We start from the raw sequence: 14,669 nt of genomic DNA, 5'->3' as shown, positions 1-14,669 counted from the left end.
GGGACCACCCTGGCGGGTCGACTCGCCAAGATGACCCGACGCGCCTACGAACCGGAACCGCCCGGCGGCCCTACTCGCCGGGAATGACCAGATGGGCGACGTGGTGGGTGTCGTTGAAGCCCCGCAGCACCGCGGGTCCGTCGGAGTACCAGTCGATGGTGGTGATCGACACCAGGTCCAGGTGCAGCCGGTAGAGCACGGTCGGCTCGGCGGCGAGCGCGAGCTGGGTGAGCCCCTTGATCGGGGTCACGTGCGAGACCACGAGGACGCGCCCGGCGGGATACCGGGCCATGATCCGGTCGCGGGCCGCCGCGACACGGGCGACCGTGCTCAGCAGGCTCTCCCCGCCCGGCGGCGGCACTGAGGGATCGGCGAGCCAGGCGTTCAGCTCGTCCGGGAAGCGCTCGCGGACCTCGGCGAACGTCATCCCCTCCCACGCGCCGAAGTCGGTCTCCCGCAGGTCCTCGTCGATCAGGTAGTCGCGGCCCAGCGCGTCCGCGGTCTGGCGGGCGCGCTTGAGCGGCGAGCTGATCACGGCGTCGAACGGCTCGCCGCGCAGCCGGTCCGCGGCGGCGGCGGCCTGCTCCAGCCCGAGGTCGGTGAGTGAGGCCTCCACGGTTCCGCTGAACCGCTTCTCCACCGACAGCGGCGTCTGGCCGTGGCGGAGCAGGACCATGGTGATCGGCGGAGCGGGCGGGGCCATCCAGCCGGAGAGCCGGTGCGTGGTGGGCGCCTGGTGCGGCAGCGGGTCCGGCGACTGCGGGACGGAGGGTTCCCAGGACCGGCCGGCGGCGGCGGCGTCCATCGCCTCGTTCGCCAGCCGGTCGGCGTCGCCGTTGCGGGCCCGGGGCACCCAGACGAACCGGACCCGCCCGAGCCCAGCGGCGATCTCGGCGGCCTGGGCCGCCAGCGGGCGCATCGACGGGTGCTTGATCTTCCAACGGCCGCTCATCTGCTCGACGACGAGCTTGGAGTCCATCCGGACCTCGATGTCGGCGCCCGGGTCGAGCTCCGCGGCGGCCCGCAGGCCGGCGAGCAGGCCCTCGTACTCGGCGACGTTGTTGGTGGCCGTGCCGATCGAGGCGGCCCGCTCGGCCAGCACCTGGCCGGTGCCGGCGTCCCGGACGAGGGCGCCGTACCCGGCGGGCCCGGGATTGCCGCGGGATCCTCCGTCGGCCTCGACGACCAGTCTGCGCCCAGCGCTCATGCCGCCACTCCCCTCTGCTCGTCCGGCTCCCGCGAGTCTGCTCGGCCGGCTCCCGCGAGGGGCTCGTCCACCCCTCGGAGGGGAGTCACCCCTCGGGGGGGATAGAAGACTTTACCGGCCGCTCGGCGATGTGGACAGCGGGCGGCCGGACGCGTGACGTCAGCGGGTGGTCACAGCCCGGACTCGGCCGTCCTGACCAGGATGCGTCGACACTCCTCGCACCGCACGACCTCGTCGGCCGGGGCGGCGGCCACGGCGCGCAGGTCCCCGCCGGAGAGCTCCAGGTGGCATCCCTGGCAACGGCGGCGGACCAGCACGGCGGCGCCCACCCCGGCGGAGGAGCTGCGAACCCGCTCGTACAGGACGACCAGCGGCTCGGGCAGGGCCGGCGCGAGGGCGTCGCGCTCGGCGCGGCGCTTCGCCGCCTCGGTGTCGATCTCGCCGAACTGCTCGTCACGTCGCTCCTCGGCGGCCCGGCGCTCGGCGGCGACCCGCTCCTGCTCGGCGACCAGGCCGGCCAGCCGGCTCTCCAGCGCGTCGACGGCCTCCATGCGCTCGAGGGCCTCGTCCTCGAGGACGCCCTGCCGGCGGGCCAGCGAGGCGAGCTCGGCCTGCAGGTTCTCCAGCTCGCGCGGGTTGGCGACCTGACCGGACTCGAGCCGGGCGCGGTCGCGGTCGGCGCGACCGCGGACGAGCTCGATCTCGTTCTCGAGCTTCTGCTGGGCACGGCCGATGTCGGCGATTTCCGTCCGTACCCGGACGATGTCCGAGTCGAGCCGGTCGAGGGCCTCGGAACGCTCGGCGATGGTGGCGAGCTCAGGCAGGCCGCGGCGGCGCACGGCGAGCCGGTCGAGCGCGGTGTCCAGCGCCTGGAGGTCGAGGAGGCGAAGCTGGGTTGCGGGATCGGCCTTCATGGACTCCTCGCCTAGAGCCTTTCTTCCCGGCGTGCGCCGGGCGCATGGGATGGGACTGGCAGGCCGGTGGCGGGCTCGCGCCACGTGGGCGCGGCGCTCACATGCAGCTGCCAGGGATCGGTGACGAGTGTGGACACCGAGGTACTCACCGTACGTCCCCGGGCCGCGAGGCCGGCGCGCAGCCGGTCGGCGGCGCCGGCGAGCCAGGGCCACTCGCTGGCCCAGTGCGCCACGTCGACGACGTCGAGCGGGTGGGCGCCGACCGCGTCGAGGGTGTGATGGTGCCGGCCGTCCGCGGTCACCAGGACGTCCGCCCCGGCCGCCGCGGCGGCGCCGACGAGCTCGCCGCCCGCTCCCCCGCACACGGCCACCCGGTGGACCCGCCGGTCCGCCGGACCGGTCGCCCGCACGCCGCCGGCGGTCGCCGGCAGGGCCCGCGCCACCCGCTCGCAGAAGGCGCCGAGCGGTTCGGGGGCCGGCAGGACGCCGACCCGGCCCAGGCCGCGGCACTCGGTGCCGGCGTCGGTCCGCCCGCGGGCCCGCGCGTCGGCGCGGGCCCCCGCGCCGGTCGATCCCGTTGCCAGCGGGTGGACCTCGCGCAGGCCGAGCGCGGCGGCGAGCGCGTCGCTGACGCCCGGGTCGGCCACGTCGGCGTTGGTGTGCGCGGTGAACAGCGCGACACCGGCCCGGACCAGGGTCGCCACCACGCGCCCGCCGGCGGTCGTCTCGGCGACCGTGTGCGCGCCGCGCAGGAACAGGGGATGGTGCGTGACCAGCAGCTGGGAGCCACTCGCCGCCTCGGCGGCGACGGCGGGCGTCGGATCGACCGCGAACAGGACGTCGGTCACGGGGGCGTCCAGGTCACCGACCGAGAGGCCCACCGCGTCCCACGACTCCGCCCAGGCCGGCGGGAAGCATGCTTCGAGAACGGAGACGCAGTCACGGACCGTCGCACCAACGGAGGTCATCCCCGCGACCCTACTCGGATGGTCAGCAGACGGTCAGCCGGCCGGGTCGACCGGTGACCATCGCGCTGGTTCCGGACCGGGTGCCGTCACTTCATCCCGGCATGACCCGTAACGTCACCCCTGGCGTAGGACGTCCGCACGGGGTTACCACGCCGTGGAGAAGGAGCTCGAGTAATGGCTGACGTGTCGGTACGGTTCCAGATCGCCGGGGATTCGGAGATCGTCCTGAACCTGGCGACCCCGCAGGCCGTACGGCTGGTGGAGGCGCTGATGGGCAAGGTCGCCGACGCCATGGCGGCGCCGGAGCGGCTCGCCGTCGGCACATCCTGGCAGCAGGGCCCCCCGGCGGCGCCGGCGCCGCCGGCGTTCAACCCCGGGCAGCGACTGCCCCAGTAGAGCGCCCCGCGCCCAGACGCCCTCGGCGGCACGCGGGCGTCCTCGGCGGGACACCCGACGGCCCCCGGCGGCACACATCCGGTTGCCTTCGGCGGCACACAGAGCTGACAACGGCGCGAGCGCGCGTGCTCGCGCCGCGGGTAGTCACTGCCATCACCAGGAATCCGACAACAACGTCGACGCAACGCGATACAACTCCGCAGAGCATTCTCTACGAAAGGACACCCGATTAGCTATGGCGGGGGACGTGCCGGCCGACGAGCGGATCCTCATCACGCTGGATGACCCCGGCCCCGAGGCCGACGCGCGGCGCGGCCTGATCGGTCTGTCGCGAAACGCCGCCGGTGGCGCCGAGGGTGAGCTCCCGGATGGTTCCGCCGGCGACGTCGGTGGCTCCGGCGGAACCGGTGACGCCGGCCCGTCCGAGATCTCCGGCCCGAGCGGCCCGGGTGACCCCGGTGCCCAGGACGTGACCGAGGACCCCCGCCACCGCGAGCGCGCCATCCACCGCTACGGCCGCGTCCGGGTGGTGGGCCGGCCGCTGGCGACCGCGGCCGTGGCCACCGCTCGCGGGGTCTCCGCCGGCACCACCCCGGTGGACGGGACCGTCGTGTCGACGCTGAGCCTGCCCGGCGGGCTGGACCGAACCGAGGCGCTCGGGGTCGAGGCGTTCCGCCTGCGCGCGGGGGACGACTACCGCCGGCGCAAGCGCTCGCGGCCGCGCGACGCCGCGCCCTGGGACATGAACCGGCCGTGCACCGACATCGCCCCGCCGCGCGGCTCGGCGGGCCCAGGCGCCACCCCGCTCGCACCCACCGTGCGCTCGCTGCTCAACGGGCTCGGATCGGACGCCTCGGGACCGGAGGCGACCGGGTCGCCCTCGGGCGCGGCCGGGACGGGCACGGCCGGAGCGCCGTCCGCCGGAGCGCTCAGCAGTTACCTGGAGGGCTCCGTCGCGGTCGGGCTCATCCTCGTCGAGGGGCCGACGCCGGCCCTGCAGCTCTCCGCCGCGGAACGCACGAAGATCGTGGCCGAGGTGCAGAACGGCCTGTCCTGGTACGCGACGCAGAACCCGGCGGCCGAGCTGACGTTCAGCTACGACATCCAGATCGTCCGGCTGCCCACCCCCGCCAACCCGTCCGCGAACGACCTCGAGGCCCTCTGGCGCGACCCCACGATGAGCCGGCTCGGCTACGCGGCGAACTTCGACGGTGTCTACGACTACGTCGAGGCGCTGCGCGCCCGGCTGCGCACCCGGTGGGCCTACTGCGCGTTCGTCACGAAGTACCCGCTCGGACACTTCGCCTACGCGTCGATCGGCGGCCCGCGGATGGTGCTCGCCGCCGACGCCGACGGCTGGGGCCCGGACAACATCGACCGCGTGTTCGCGCACGAGACCGGCCACATCTTCGGGGCGCCGGACGAGTACGGCGGCGCCGGCTGCGACTGCGGCGGGAGCTGGGGTCGGTACGGGGTGCCCAACGGCAACTGCGACTCCTGCGCGCCGGCGCCGGTCGACTGCCTGATGCGCGCCAACACGTTCGCCCTGTGCCGGTACACGCCCGCGCACCTCGGCTGGGGCCACGGCGTGAGCGGCAACCCGGTGCTCCTCCAGGCGAAGGGCCTGGGCGTGCGGGGCAACTTCGACGTCGTCGCGCCGTCGGCCTACGCCGGCCTCACCCACGTCTGGCGGGACAACGACGCCGCCGGCGCACCGTGGCGGGACCCATGGCAGACCGCGCAGGCCCTCGGCCGCGTCGACGCGGTGACGATGGTGCAGAGCACCCTGGCGAACCCGGGCCCGCTGGAGGTGGCCGTCCGCGTGGGCTCGCGGCTGTTCTTCCTGTGGCGGGACAGCACCGGGGCGTTCCAGTGGCGCGCGCCCGTCCAGCTCGCCCAGGGCGTCGGCGGCGTCCCGTCGCTGGTGCAGAGCCGGCTGGGCGGCAGGGGCAACTTCGAGCTGCTGGCCCCGGCCGCCGATGTCGGCATCATGCACATGTGGCGCAACCACGACGTCTACGGCTACCCGTGGAGCGCGCCGAAGCTGTTCGCGGCCAACCTGGGACGGGTCGACGCGGTCAGCCTGATCCACGGGACGCTGGGCGGCGGGGCCGGGATGCTGGAGGCCGTCGCCCTGGTCGGCACCCGACTGGTGCACCTGACGCGCGACCAGGCAGCCGTCTGGCGCACCGGCGGGATCTTCGCCGAGGGGGTGTCCGGCAACCCCGCGCTGATTCAGAGCGTGTTCCCGGGGGCGCGCAACTTCGAGGTCGTGGTGCCGTCCGCCGGAACCGGGCTGATCCACTTCTTCCGCGACAACAACCGCGCCGACCCGGTGTGGAGCGGCCCCCGCCCGTTCGCGGCGGAACTCGGGCATGTGGACGCCGTCTCGATGATCCAGAGCAACTACGACGGGAACCTCGAGGTGCTGGCCCGGGTCGCGAACCGGCTGTACCTGCTGTACCGCTCGGGCGCCGCGGCCGTGTGGTCGGCGCCGCGCCGCGTCTTCTGACCCACCGGCGGGGCGGGCCGTCAGACTCCGGTCAGCGGGGCGGCTCGCCCGGGGCGGCGGGATCGTCCCACCGCCGGCCCTCCCCCGGGCGGGTCGGCTTGCTCCGGCCGCGGGCGAGCCAGCCGTCGACGAACAGCCCCTCCTCGGGGGCGAGCGTCTCGCGCAGCGCCGGCGGGACGTCCGCCTCGAGCACGGCGACGACCCCGGCGAGCTCACCGGTCGCACCGATCCGGTCCGCGGGCAGCACGACGAGCGCGAGCCGCGGTGGCAGCCGGGACGTCACCTGACCCCAGCCGGCGACCAGGTCGAGCACGGCCCGGCCCGCCTCGGCATCGGGCCCCAGCACGAGGAGCAGCTCGCGCTCGGTCCCCCACGTACCGTCGCGGTTCTGATCAGGCACCCGCGTCCTCCGTCCTGCGGGCTCGCGCCCGCGCAACCGCTCCCCCGCCGTGATCGCCACCACCCCCGTCATGACAGCCGCCACCACCAACGCGGATGGACGCGGCGGCCGGTACAGGACAGGCTGGGAGCATACGGGCCCGCGCAACGGGTCGGTGACGCTCCGGCGAAGGGGGTGAGGGAGACGGATGGGTGAGCGCCTGCCACTGTTTCCACTCGGCACCGTCCTACTTCCAGGTCTGCTGATGCCGCTGGAGATCTTCGAGGAACGCTACCGCGTACTGATCCGCGAGCTGCTCGAGATCCCCGACACCGAGACCCGCCAGTTCGGGGTCGTCGCCATCCGCCGAGGCCGGGAGGTCGGCCCGGCCGTCCCCATGATCCACGAGGTCGGCTGCGCGGCGCTGCTGCGCCGCGTCGAGGCACACCCGGACGGACGCTTCTCCATCGTGACCGTCGGCGGCCCGCGCTTCCGCGTGCGCTCCGTCGACGAGGGCGACCGCCCCTACCTCGTCGGGGACGTCGACTTCATGACGGACCCGGTCGGTGACGAGGCCGACGCGACCACCAACACCGCGGTGGTGGCCCGGCTGCTGCGCGAGTACACCGAGCGGCTCGCCGCGAGCGGCACCGTCGAGATCAAGCTGCCCGACCTGCCGACGGACCCGACCGCGCTGTCCTACCTGGTGGCTGCCGCCGTGGTTACCGACATCACCGAGCGGCAGGGGCTGCTGGCCGCGCCCGACGCCGCGACCAGGCTCCGGGCCGAGCGGGCGCTGCTGCGCCGCGAGCTGGGCCTGCTGGAACGGATCACCACCGTGGGCTCGAACGAGCTGAGTCGCATCAAGCCGAGCTCCAACTGACCACGCACGCTCGCTGAAGGCGCACGGTCACTGAAGGCGCACGGTCAGCGCCGCCGCCGGGGCCATCCGGGCGCGGTGCCGCCCGCCCACAGCGCCACCGACAGCACGAGCAGCGCGACACCAGGCAGGACGAGGTAGAGCCCGGTGGCCCGCACCTGGAAGTCGACCAGGTCGCGCAGCAGCGGGGTGGCGTTGGGCGGCAGCGCGTCCAGCACCTGGCCCGAGCGGCGCAGGTGCCCGACCCAGCCGGCGAGCAGCGAGCCGCCGATCCCGCCGGCGGCGAGGCCGATCGGCACCGGCCAGCCCGCGTCCGCCGCGCGCAGGTAGGCGACCAGCCCGCCCACGAGCCCCGCGACCGCACAGATCATGGCGAAGTAGGCGTCGATCGTACTCTGCACCCCGAACACCGACATCGCGCCGGAGAGCACCGCCTGGACGTCGAGCCGGGGTGCGCTGACCGACCAGAGCAGGCCCAGCAGCGGGCCGACCAGCAGCATCGCGAGTGCGCACACGAGCCCGGCGAGCAGCCCCACCCGGCCGGTGATCGGCTCCGCCACCGCCGGCTCCGCGGGCGGCTCCACCGCCGGGTACGCGGCCGGCTCCACCACCGGATACGCGGCCGGCTCCCCGGCTTCGGTCATACCGCGGGGTTCGGCGATGCCGCCGGTCTCGGGCTCCGCCTCGGGACGGGAGCACGCCCGCGCGCCCCGGCTGTCGCCCGGCCACTCTGCCACGACCCGTCCGTCTCCTCGCCTGCCGTACCGGTCCACCGACCCGGATCCCCGGGGGGTGAGTCGACCGCCGTCGGCACCGAGCCCGGGGGTCGACCGTACCCGCCTTCTCCACGGCCGCGCCGCGCCACCGAAGCGGCCGCGATGCCCGGATGCCCGCTCAGGACCGGCCGGCGTGCCGCAGCGACCGCACGGCGACGACGAGCGCCACCGCCGCGACCGCCGCGCAGACCGCGAGATCGACCGTCACATGCGCCCAGTCCACCGCCGGGGCGAAGCCCTCGGCGAGCGCGTCCACCGCGTAGCTGCTGGGCAGCAGATCACGGGCCAGCCGGCCGATGCCGGGCAGCCGGTCGGCGGGGATCACACCGAGGAAGAGCACCACGCTCATGCCGAGCTGCCCGGCGACCGTGGCCAGCTCCGGCTTCGGCGCCAGCAGGCCGATCGCCGCGCCTATCCCGGCCAGGCTGGCCCCGGCGAGCACCGTCACCGGGATCAGCAGCCACAGGCCGCCCATCGGCAGCCCGTAAAGGAGCGAGCCGACCACCACGGTGACGACCGTGCCCGGCACCGCGAACGTCGCGTACGACGCGGCCGTGCCGAGCACCACCGCGGCGCCGGGGATGGGCAGCGTCAGGTAGTAGTCGAGCGCCCCGGCCGCACGCAGGGCCCCGAACCGCTGCGCGAGCAGGTTGAGCGCCACGAAGGCCACGACGAGCACCGTCGAGCCGGCCACGACGGAGGCCGCCGCGGAGTCGTCGCCGACGTCGACGATGCCCCGCAGCAGGATCATGATCCCCAGGGACTGGAACGCGGCGACGAACAGCAGCGGTACCCGGGCCACCCGGGCACGGGCCAGCTGGCCCCGGTAGACGGCCGACACCGCCGCCGGGAAGGCGGTCGGCGGGGGCAGCGGCACGGGCGCCTCCTCGGCGGCGGCCCCGGCCGCGGCCCCGCCGGATCCGGCGGCTGCCCGGCCCTTCCTGCCGGCCTTCCTCCTGCCCGTCTTCCCGCCCGCACGACCGGGTGAGCGGTCCTCAGACGGCACGGCGGCCACCCCGACACCCGTCGCGGGCGGCAGGCCGGCCGGACCCGCGGGGGTGGCGGGGTGAGGAGTCGTCAGGGTCATGTCCGCTCCAGATCACGGCAGGTTCCGCCGAGAGTGAGATACACGTCCTCCAACGACGGAGTCGCGAGACTGAAGTCGTCCAGGGCGGCGAACGCCGGCCCCGTGGTGAGGCGACCGAGGGCGTCCCTGGCCTCGGCATGGGCCAGCCGGGTCGTCCATCGGCGGCCGGTCACCCGCGCCGTGGCGGCGAGTCGGGCCACGGTCGGGTCGTCGACCGGCGGGTCGTGCCGCCAGACCAGGTCCAGCCGGACGTCGTCGGAGACCGACGCCTTGAGCCGGCCCGGCGAGTCGCAGGCGATCACCCGGCCCGCGTCGAGCACGGCCACCCGGTCCAGCACGGTCTCGGCCTCCAGCACGTTGTGTGTGATCAGCACGACCGTGGTGCCGCGCGCGGAGCGGCGGCGCTCCAGCGCCGTCCACACCGAACGGCGGGCCACCGGGTCGAGGCCGGTCGTCGGCTCGTCGAGCACGAGCACCGGGCGCTCGCCGACCAGGGTGGCCGCGACGCAGGCAAGTCGGCGCTGGCCGCCCGAGAGGCGGCCGAGCGGGCGGTTCACCACCTCGCCCAGGGCGAGCTCCTCGATCACCTCGTCGCGCTCCCGGCGGGCACCCGCCCGGGACAGGCCACGCAGCCGCGCGGTCGTCTCCACCGCGACGCCCACCGGCAGCTCGGCCAGCGCGAGATCGTCCTGGCCCAGGTAGGCCGCCATCCGGGCGGCGGTTCCGGGACGGCTGACGACGTCGTGCCCGAACATCGTGATCGAGCCGGTGTCGGGGCGGAGCAGGCCCATGAGCTGGCGGACGAGGGTGGTCTTGCCGGCGCCGTTCGGACCGAGCACGCCGAAGACCTCGGCCGGACGGACGTCGAGGTCGATCCGGTCGTTCGCGAGGACGGCGCACTCCCCGGCGCCGTGCCGCCGGGTGAGGCCACGCACGGCGTAGCTCAGCACGGCTGCCATTCTCGCAGCCGACACGCCGAGCGGAGGCCGCGGGCCGATGCCGCCGACGTCACACCGGCGACACCTACCACCCGCGTGACAGCGGTGTCACACACCCAGAGCACCCGTCCCACCGCCTCGTGCCATGCCATCGGACCGGACGGGATCAGACCGCGCTGCTCATCCAGACGACGATGTCGAGGATGCGCAACGGGGTCACCGCCGGGCCGCCCGGCGGCACGAGACCGGTGAGCCGGCGGAACTCGTCGGCGTTCTCCCGCAGGTCGTACTGCATGGCGCGGACGAGCAGCTGCATGTACTCCCGCCACGACCGGCCGTCGCGCGGCGACGGGGGGACACAGTCCTCGTGCTGGTAGAAGATCCGCACCTTCGAGTCGAACAGGGGCACCAGCGCCGGGCGCTTGCGGTGCAGCACCTTGGCGATCAGCGAGCCCTTGACGTCCCGGTCCGCGACGTCGGGGTCGTCCAGCGGGTCGTAGAGGGCCGCGACCAGGTCGAGGGTCACCTCGTCCGCCTCGATCAACTCGATCCCCGGGGGGAGCCGGTCCAGCGCCCGCTGCAGCAGCGGGGTCAGCGCGGTCAGCGTGTGCATCCGGTCGAGGTCCACGTTCACACCGAGCAGACAGGGCGACAGCAGGTCACCCGTGCACAGCAGGTCCGGGTCGCCGTTGGTGACGAGCCCGTCGTAGTAGGGGTACGCGTACCGCAGTCCCCGTTTGCGTGGTCCCAGGTACTCCTCGAGCAGGCTTTCCGCGTCGAAGACCTCCCGGGTGCCCCTGGCCAACCTCACCCGAGTGCCCCCTTCGTCATCAGGCGGGCCGTCCGTCGCACGGCCGCCGGTCAGGTCCCCGCCGCCCGGCCGTACCGGTGGACGTCCCATGGACCTGGTGCAATCCTGCCCTGTCCCGGTGGGGCGGTGGAAGACGACCCTCCTGACGGCCGCCGTGCCGGGCCGATCGCGGCGGTCGGCGGCTCCCCACGCGCGGCGTGGCGGGGGCCCCGCCGCCCGGCCGTGCCCGCCCCCAACGTGCCGGGTGGGCACCTCGGGGGGTGGGAGCACCCGTGGCCCACGGCACCCGGGACCGCGGGCGCCCGCTCAGCGCGGGTCGGGCTGCAGCGGGAGGAAGCGCACGGTCTCCGGGGAGATGCCGGGCGGGGCCGGGTCGACGACCCGCACCCCCTCGATGTGTCCGAGGTCGACCAGCCGGGCCGCCGGCGCCCGCACGACCGCGCCGAACAGGCAGCCGCACCGCGCGCGCAGCGCCGTGGCCTCCTGCCGCGCGTGCTCGGCCTCGGCGGGGTCCGTGGCGCTGTGCGCGCGGGTGTCGGCGGCGTCGGCCTCGCTGTCGAAGGCGGCGGTGAGGTCCGCGACCGGGTCGCGGACGGTGGCGGCCATCACCGCCCCGTCCGGCGGGACGCCGAAGAACACCTCGAGCGTGCGGTAGGCGGTGAAGATCTGCAGCATCTCGTCCGGCGTGCGGTAGCCGGCCAGGCTGACGACGGCGTAGAGGTCGGCGTCCGGGGCCGCCCGGGTCAGGCCGTCCAGCTTCGCCGCGGCCTCGGCGGCGTACGTGGCGGGCGACTCACCCACGGCCGGGCCGACGGTGACCGTGGGCTCGACGGGCCCGGCCGGAGCGTTGCCGGGGCCGGGGCCGGGGCCGGGTGCATGGCTGCCAGAGGGATCGGCGCCGCGCAGCATCGTGGTCACGGCACCGACGACGATCAGCACGACCAGCCCGAGCACGAGCAGCCGGCCGATGGCCTCGAGGGCGCGCCCGGTGATGACGCTGGCCCGGCCCGGTGGCGGGGGGCCGTCGCCGTCGACGTACGGGCCCCCGCGTGCCGCCCACGCGCGGCGCAGGCGCGCCCGAGGGCGGTCGCGTGCGCCGGCGAGACGGCCGGCGACCGACTCCAGCACCCGGCCGACCGGCGGCAGGGCGGCGTCGTCGACCCGGTCGAGCAGTCGGATCACGGAGCGTCCCAACCCGCCCGGCGGGGAGCCGTCGCCGGGCACGTCACCCGCGGGCTCAGCGGGCCCCGCGGACGGCGCGGGCCCGGCGGATTCTGTGGACCCGGTGGATGCTGTGGGATCGGCGGGATCGGCGGCTGAGGGATCAGCGGCAGCACCGTCGTCCGGAGGAGAGCCGCCCAGGGGGTCCTCGTCCAGGATGCCCTCTCGCAGGGGGTCCTCTCTCGAGGGACCGTCGACCGAGAGAGTGCCCCCCGAGGGACCGTCGGCGGCGGGCGGGGCGCCCGCGGGCGGGGCGCCGGAAGGCGGGGCGCCGGAAGGCGGGGCGCCGGCAGAGGGGCCGCTGGCCGGCGGCAGACCGGAGGCGGTCACCGCCGCGGCGTCGTCCGCGGGTTCAACGGGCGTGGGTTTCTCGGGCGTGGGTTTCTCGGGCGCGCGGACCGCCTCGGGGCCTTCGCTCGAGGACTGTGCGGAAGGCGGGCCGGGGTCCGCCGGCACCGGCGTCCTCACGTCTGGTCGCGCAGCCGCTTCACCGCCTCGGCCAGGTCGTCGGGATCGGGGCTGATGAACTCGACCCAGGTGCCGTCCGCCGGGTGGGCGAAGGCGAGCCGGGCGGCGTGCAGCCACTGCCTGGTCAGCCCGAGGCGCTGGGCCAGCGTCGGATCCGCCCCGTAGGAGAGGTCGCCCACGCAGGGATGCCGCAGCGCCGCCATGTGCACCCGGATCTGGTGGGTGCGGCCCGTCTCCAGCCGCACCGACAGCAGCGAGGCGGCGCGGAACGCCTCCTCGGTGTCGTAGTGGGTCACGCTGGGCTTGCCGTCCGCGACGACGGCGAACAGGCCGGGCCGGCGGGGATGACGGTCGATGGGGGCGTCGACCGTCCCGCGCAGCGGGTCCGGGTGCCCCTGGACGACCGCCCGGTACTCCTTCTCCACCTCGCGTTCCCGGAAGGCCCGCTTGAGAAGGGTGTAGGCGCGTTCACTCTTCGCGACAGCCATCGCCCCGGTCGTGCCGACGTCCAGGCGGTGCACCACGCCCTGGCGCTCGGCCGAGCCCGAGGTGGAGACCCGGTAGCCGGCGGCGGCGAGCGCGCCGATGACCGTCGGGCCGGTGAACCCCGGGGCCGGATGGGCCGCCACGCCGACCGGCTTGTCGACGACCACGATGTCGTCGTCGTCGTGCAGGATGCGCAGGCCCGCGACCGGGGTGGGCTCCACCGTGAGCGGACGGGGCGGGGCGGGGAGGGCTACGTCCAGCCAGGCGCCGCCGCTGACCCGGTCGGAGCGGCCGCGGACCTGGCCGTCGACGCTCACCTGGCCGTCGTCAACGAGCGCGGCGGCGGCCGTGCGGCTCAGGCCGAACATGCGGGCGATGGCGGCGTCCAGGCGGATGCCGTCGAGGCCGTCGGGGACCGGCAGCGAGCGCCGGTCGGTGTCGGCCGTGCTCACGCGTCACCGGGCCCGGGACCGCCGGCGTGGCTCGGCCCCGCCGGACCGGATGGTCCGGCCGGCTCCGCTGACCCGGGGTCGGGTGGCGGGGCGGCGGAGAGGCGCGTGCCGTCGAGGCCGATGCCGCGCAGGGAGAGGATGACCGCGAGCACTCCGCCGCAGACGATCGCCGAGTCGGCGACGTTGAAGATGGGCCAGTGGTGGATGTGGACGAAGTCCACGACGTGCCCGCGCAGCGGCCCGGGGGCGCGGAACAGCCGGTCGATCAGGTTGCCCAGCGCGCCGCCGACCATCGCGCCGAAGACGAACGCCCACCCGATGGAGGCCAGCCGCCTGGCGGTGACCACGACCACCGCGACGACCGCCAGCGCGATCAGGCTGAGGATGACCGTGGCCCCGCCGGCCAGGCTGAACGCGGCCCCCGAGTTCCGGGTCAGGCGCAGGTCGAGCACGCCGGGGATGATCTCGATCGGGGCGCGCCCGGTGAGCTGGGCGACGGCCAGCAGCTTCGTGCCGATGTCCAGGACGATCAGACACAGCGAGGTCAGCGCGACGACGAGCACCGCACGGTGCGAGGTGACCAGGCGGTCACGGCCGGGCTTGACCGCGGCGTCACCGCTCGGGGCGCCGCCGCCCGCGTCGGCGGCACCCGGGGCACCCACTCCCGCCGCACCGGCGTTCACGGTGCTCCCGTACTGGGTGTTCCTGTACGGGACGCCCTTGTCCATCCCCGGCTCGGCCACCACACACACCACTGTACGGGTGCGATCTCACGGGTCATCCGCCCGCCGGCCGGCCACCGGCCCGAGACGCGACCCGAGACCCGGCCTGAGTGCCCGCCCGGTGCCGGGCACGGGTGCCGGTGATCCGCCGGCGATCCGCGGCCGCGATCACCGTTGGCCGTCGGCTACGCTGGAAGCGCGGAAAGGCTTTGACGGGACGAGTAGCGGCAGGCGCAGTCGCAGCGAGCCGGGGGCGGTGCGAGCCCGGTGGCCAGCGCGCCGTGAAGATCACCCTGAGCCGCCGGGAGAACAGGGCTGTGAGCCCCCAGTAGATCCGGCCGCCGCCGCATGACAAGAGTGGCCGCCCGGTCGCCGTCCACGAGAGATCGCGAAGCGCACCCGGGCGCGCAAGGAGGGTGGTACCGCGGTACCTCGTGCCGCCACCGGCCCAT

14 protein-coding genes are annotated in these 14,669 nt (G+C 75.2%); 3 read left to right on the top strand and 11 right to left on the bottom strand.

Annotation, left to right across the window (positions count from 1 at the left end; genetic code table 11):
• Positions 1–70: 70 nt before the first annotated feature.
• From E0504_RS24975 to E0504_RS24965, 3 genes are all read right to left on the bottom strand, one after another.
• The gene (locus E0504_RS24975; protein WP_112107804.1) at positions 71–1,207 is read right to left on the bottom strand and encodes a bifunctional RNase H/acid phosphatase; all 1,137 of its coding nucleotides are present in this window, start codon (positions 1,205–1,207) and stop codon (positions 71–73) included.
• A gap of 170 nt (positions 1,208–1,377) precedes the next feature.
• Positions 1,378–2,121, bottom strand: coding sequence for a zinc ribbon domain-containing protein (locus E0504_RS24970; protein ID WP_112107803.1), 744 nt, complete (start codon positions 2,119–2,121; stop codon positions 1,378–1,380).
• 11 nt (positions 2,122–2,132) lie between these two features.
• Positions 2,133–3,089, bottom strand: coding sequence for a Nif3-like dinuclear metal center hexameric protein (locus tag E0504_RS24965; protein ID WP_131625952.1), 957 nt, complete (start codon positions 3,087–3,089; stop codon positions 2,133–2,135).
• Between the two features lie 174 nt (positions 3,090–3,263).
• Between E0504_RS24965 and E0504_RS24960 the strand changes: the two genes are divergently transcribed.
• Complete coding sequence (locus E0504_RS24960) at positions 3,264–3,485, top strand: hypothetical protein (RefSeq protein ID WP_020462551.1); 222 nt, start codon at positions 3,264–3,266, stop codon at positions 3,483–3,485.
• Between the two features lie 235 nt (positions 3,486–3,720).
• Complete coding sequence (locus E0504_RS24955; protein WP_131625951.1) at positions 3,721–5,997, top strand: hypothetical protein; 2,277 nt, start codon at positions 3,721–3,723, stop codon at positions 5,995–5,997.
• Positions 5,998–6,028: 31 nt separating this feature from the next.
• Here the strand turns inward: E0504_RS24955 and E0504_RS24950 are convergent, their stop codons facing one another.
• Entirely contained in the window at positions 6,029–6,397 is a 369-nt protein-coding gene (locus tag E0504_RS24950) for a hypothetical protein (RefSeq protein WP_131625950.1), read from the bottom strand.
• A 187-nt stretch (positions 6,398–6,584) separates the two neighbouring features.
• Between E0504_RS24950 and E0504_RS24945 the strand changes: the two genes are divergently transcribed.
• Positions 6,585–7,259, top strand: a complete 675-nt coding sequence (locus E0504_RS24945; RefSeq protein ID WP_071063780.1) for an LON peptidase substrate-binding domain-containing protein — start codon at positions 6,585–6,587, stop codon at positions 7,257–7,259.
• A 44-nt stretch (positions 7,260–7,303) separates the two neighbouring features.
• On the opposite strand, the gene E0504_RS24940 is transcribed toward E0504_RS24945, so the two are convergent.
• The 7 genes from E0504_RS24940 to lspA all read right to left on the bottom strand — a co-directional run bounded on the left by E0504_RS24940 (position 7,304) and on the right by lspA (position 14,238).
• Positions 7,304–7,993 carry a hypothetical protein gene (locus E0504_RS24940; RefSeq protein ID WP_200835389.1) on the bottom strand — a complete coding sequence of 230 codons (690 nt, stop codon included), beginning with the start codon at positions 7,991–7,993 and terminating at the stop codon, positions 7,304–7,306.
• A gap of 157 nt (positions 7,994–8,150) precedes the next feature.
• Positions 8,151–9,119, bottom strand: a complete 969-nt coding sequence (locus tag E0504_RS24935; protein ID WP_131625949.1) for an ABC transporter permease — start codon at positions 9,117–9,119, stop codon at positions 8,151–8,153.
• The gene (locus tag E0504_RS24930) at positions 9,116–10,078 is read right to left on the bottom strand and encodes an ABC transporter ATP-binding protein (protein WP_020462557.1); all 963 of its coding nucleotides are present in this window, start codon (positions 10,076–10,078) and stop codon (positions 9,116–9,118) included. The genes E0504_RS24935 and E0504_RS24930 overlap by 4 nt, the downstream gene beginning before the upstream one ends.
• A 145-nt stretch (positions 10,079–10,223) precedes the next feature.
• On the bottom strand, positions 10,224–10,868 hold the full coding sequence (locus tag E0504_RS24925; RefSeq protein WP_020462558.1) for a DUF6308 family protein: 645 nt from the start codon (positions 10,866–10,868) through the stop codon (positions 10,224–10,226).
• A 306-nt stretch (positions 10,869–11,174) separates the two neighbouring features.
• Complete coding sequence (locus E0504_RS24920; RefSeq protein ID WP_243657606.1) at positions 11,175–12,050, bottom strand: hypothetical protein; 876 nt, start codon at positions 12,048–12,050, stop codon at positions 11,175–11,177.
• 503 nt (positions 12,051–12,553) lie between these two features.
• Positions 12,554–13,495 (bottom strand): RluA family pseudouridine synthase, encoded by a 942-nt coding sequence (locus tag E0504_RS24915; RefSeq protein ID WP_131625948.1) that lies wholly within the window; start codon positions 13,493–13,495, stop codon positions 12,554–12,556.
• Positions 13,492–14,238, bottom strand: coding sequence for a signal peptidase II (lspA, locus tag E0504_RS24910; RefSeq protein WP_373693934.1), 747 nt, complete (start codon positions 14,236–14,238; stop codon positions 13,492–13,494). Before lspA ends, E0504_RS24915 begins: the two co-directional genes overlap by 4 nt.
• Positions 14,239–14,669 lie beyond the last annotated feature (431 nt).

It is taken from the genome of Parafrankia sp. BMG5.11 (assembly GCF_004337455.1).
This window is presented reverse-complemented; position numbering and strand designations above follow the sequence as displayed.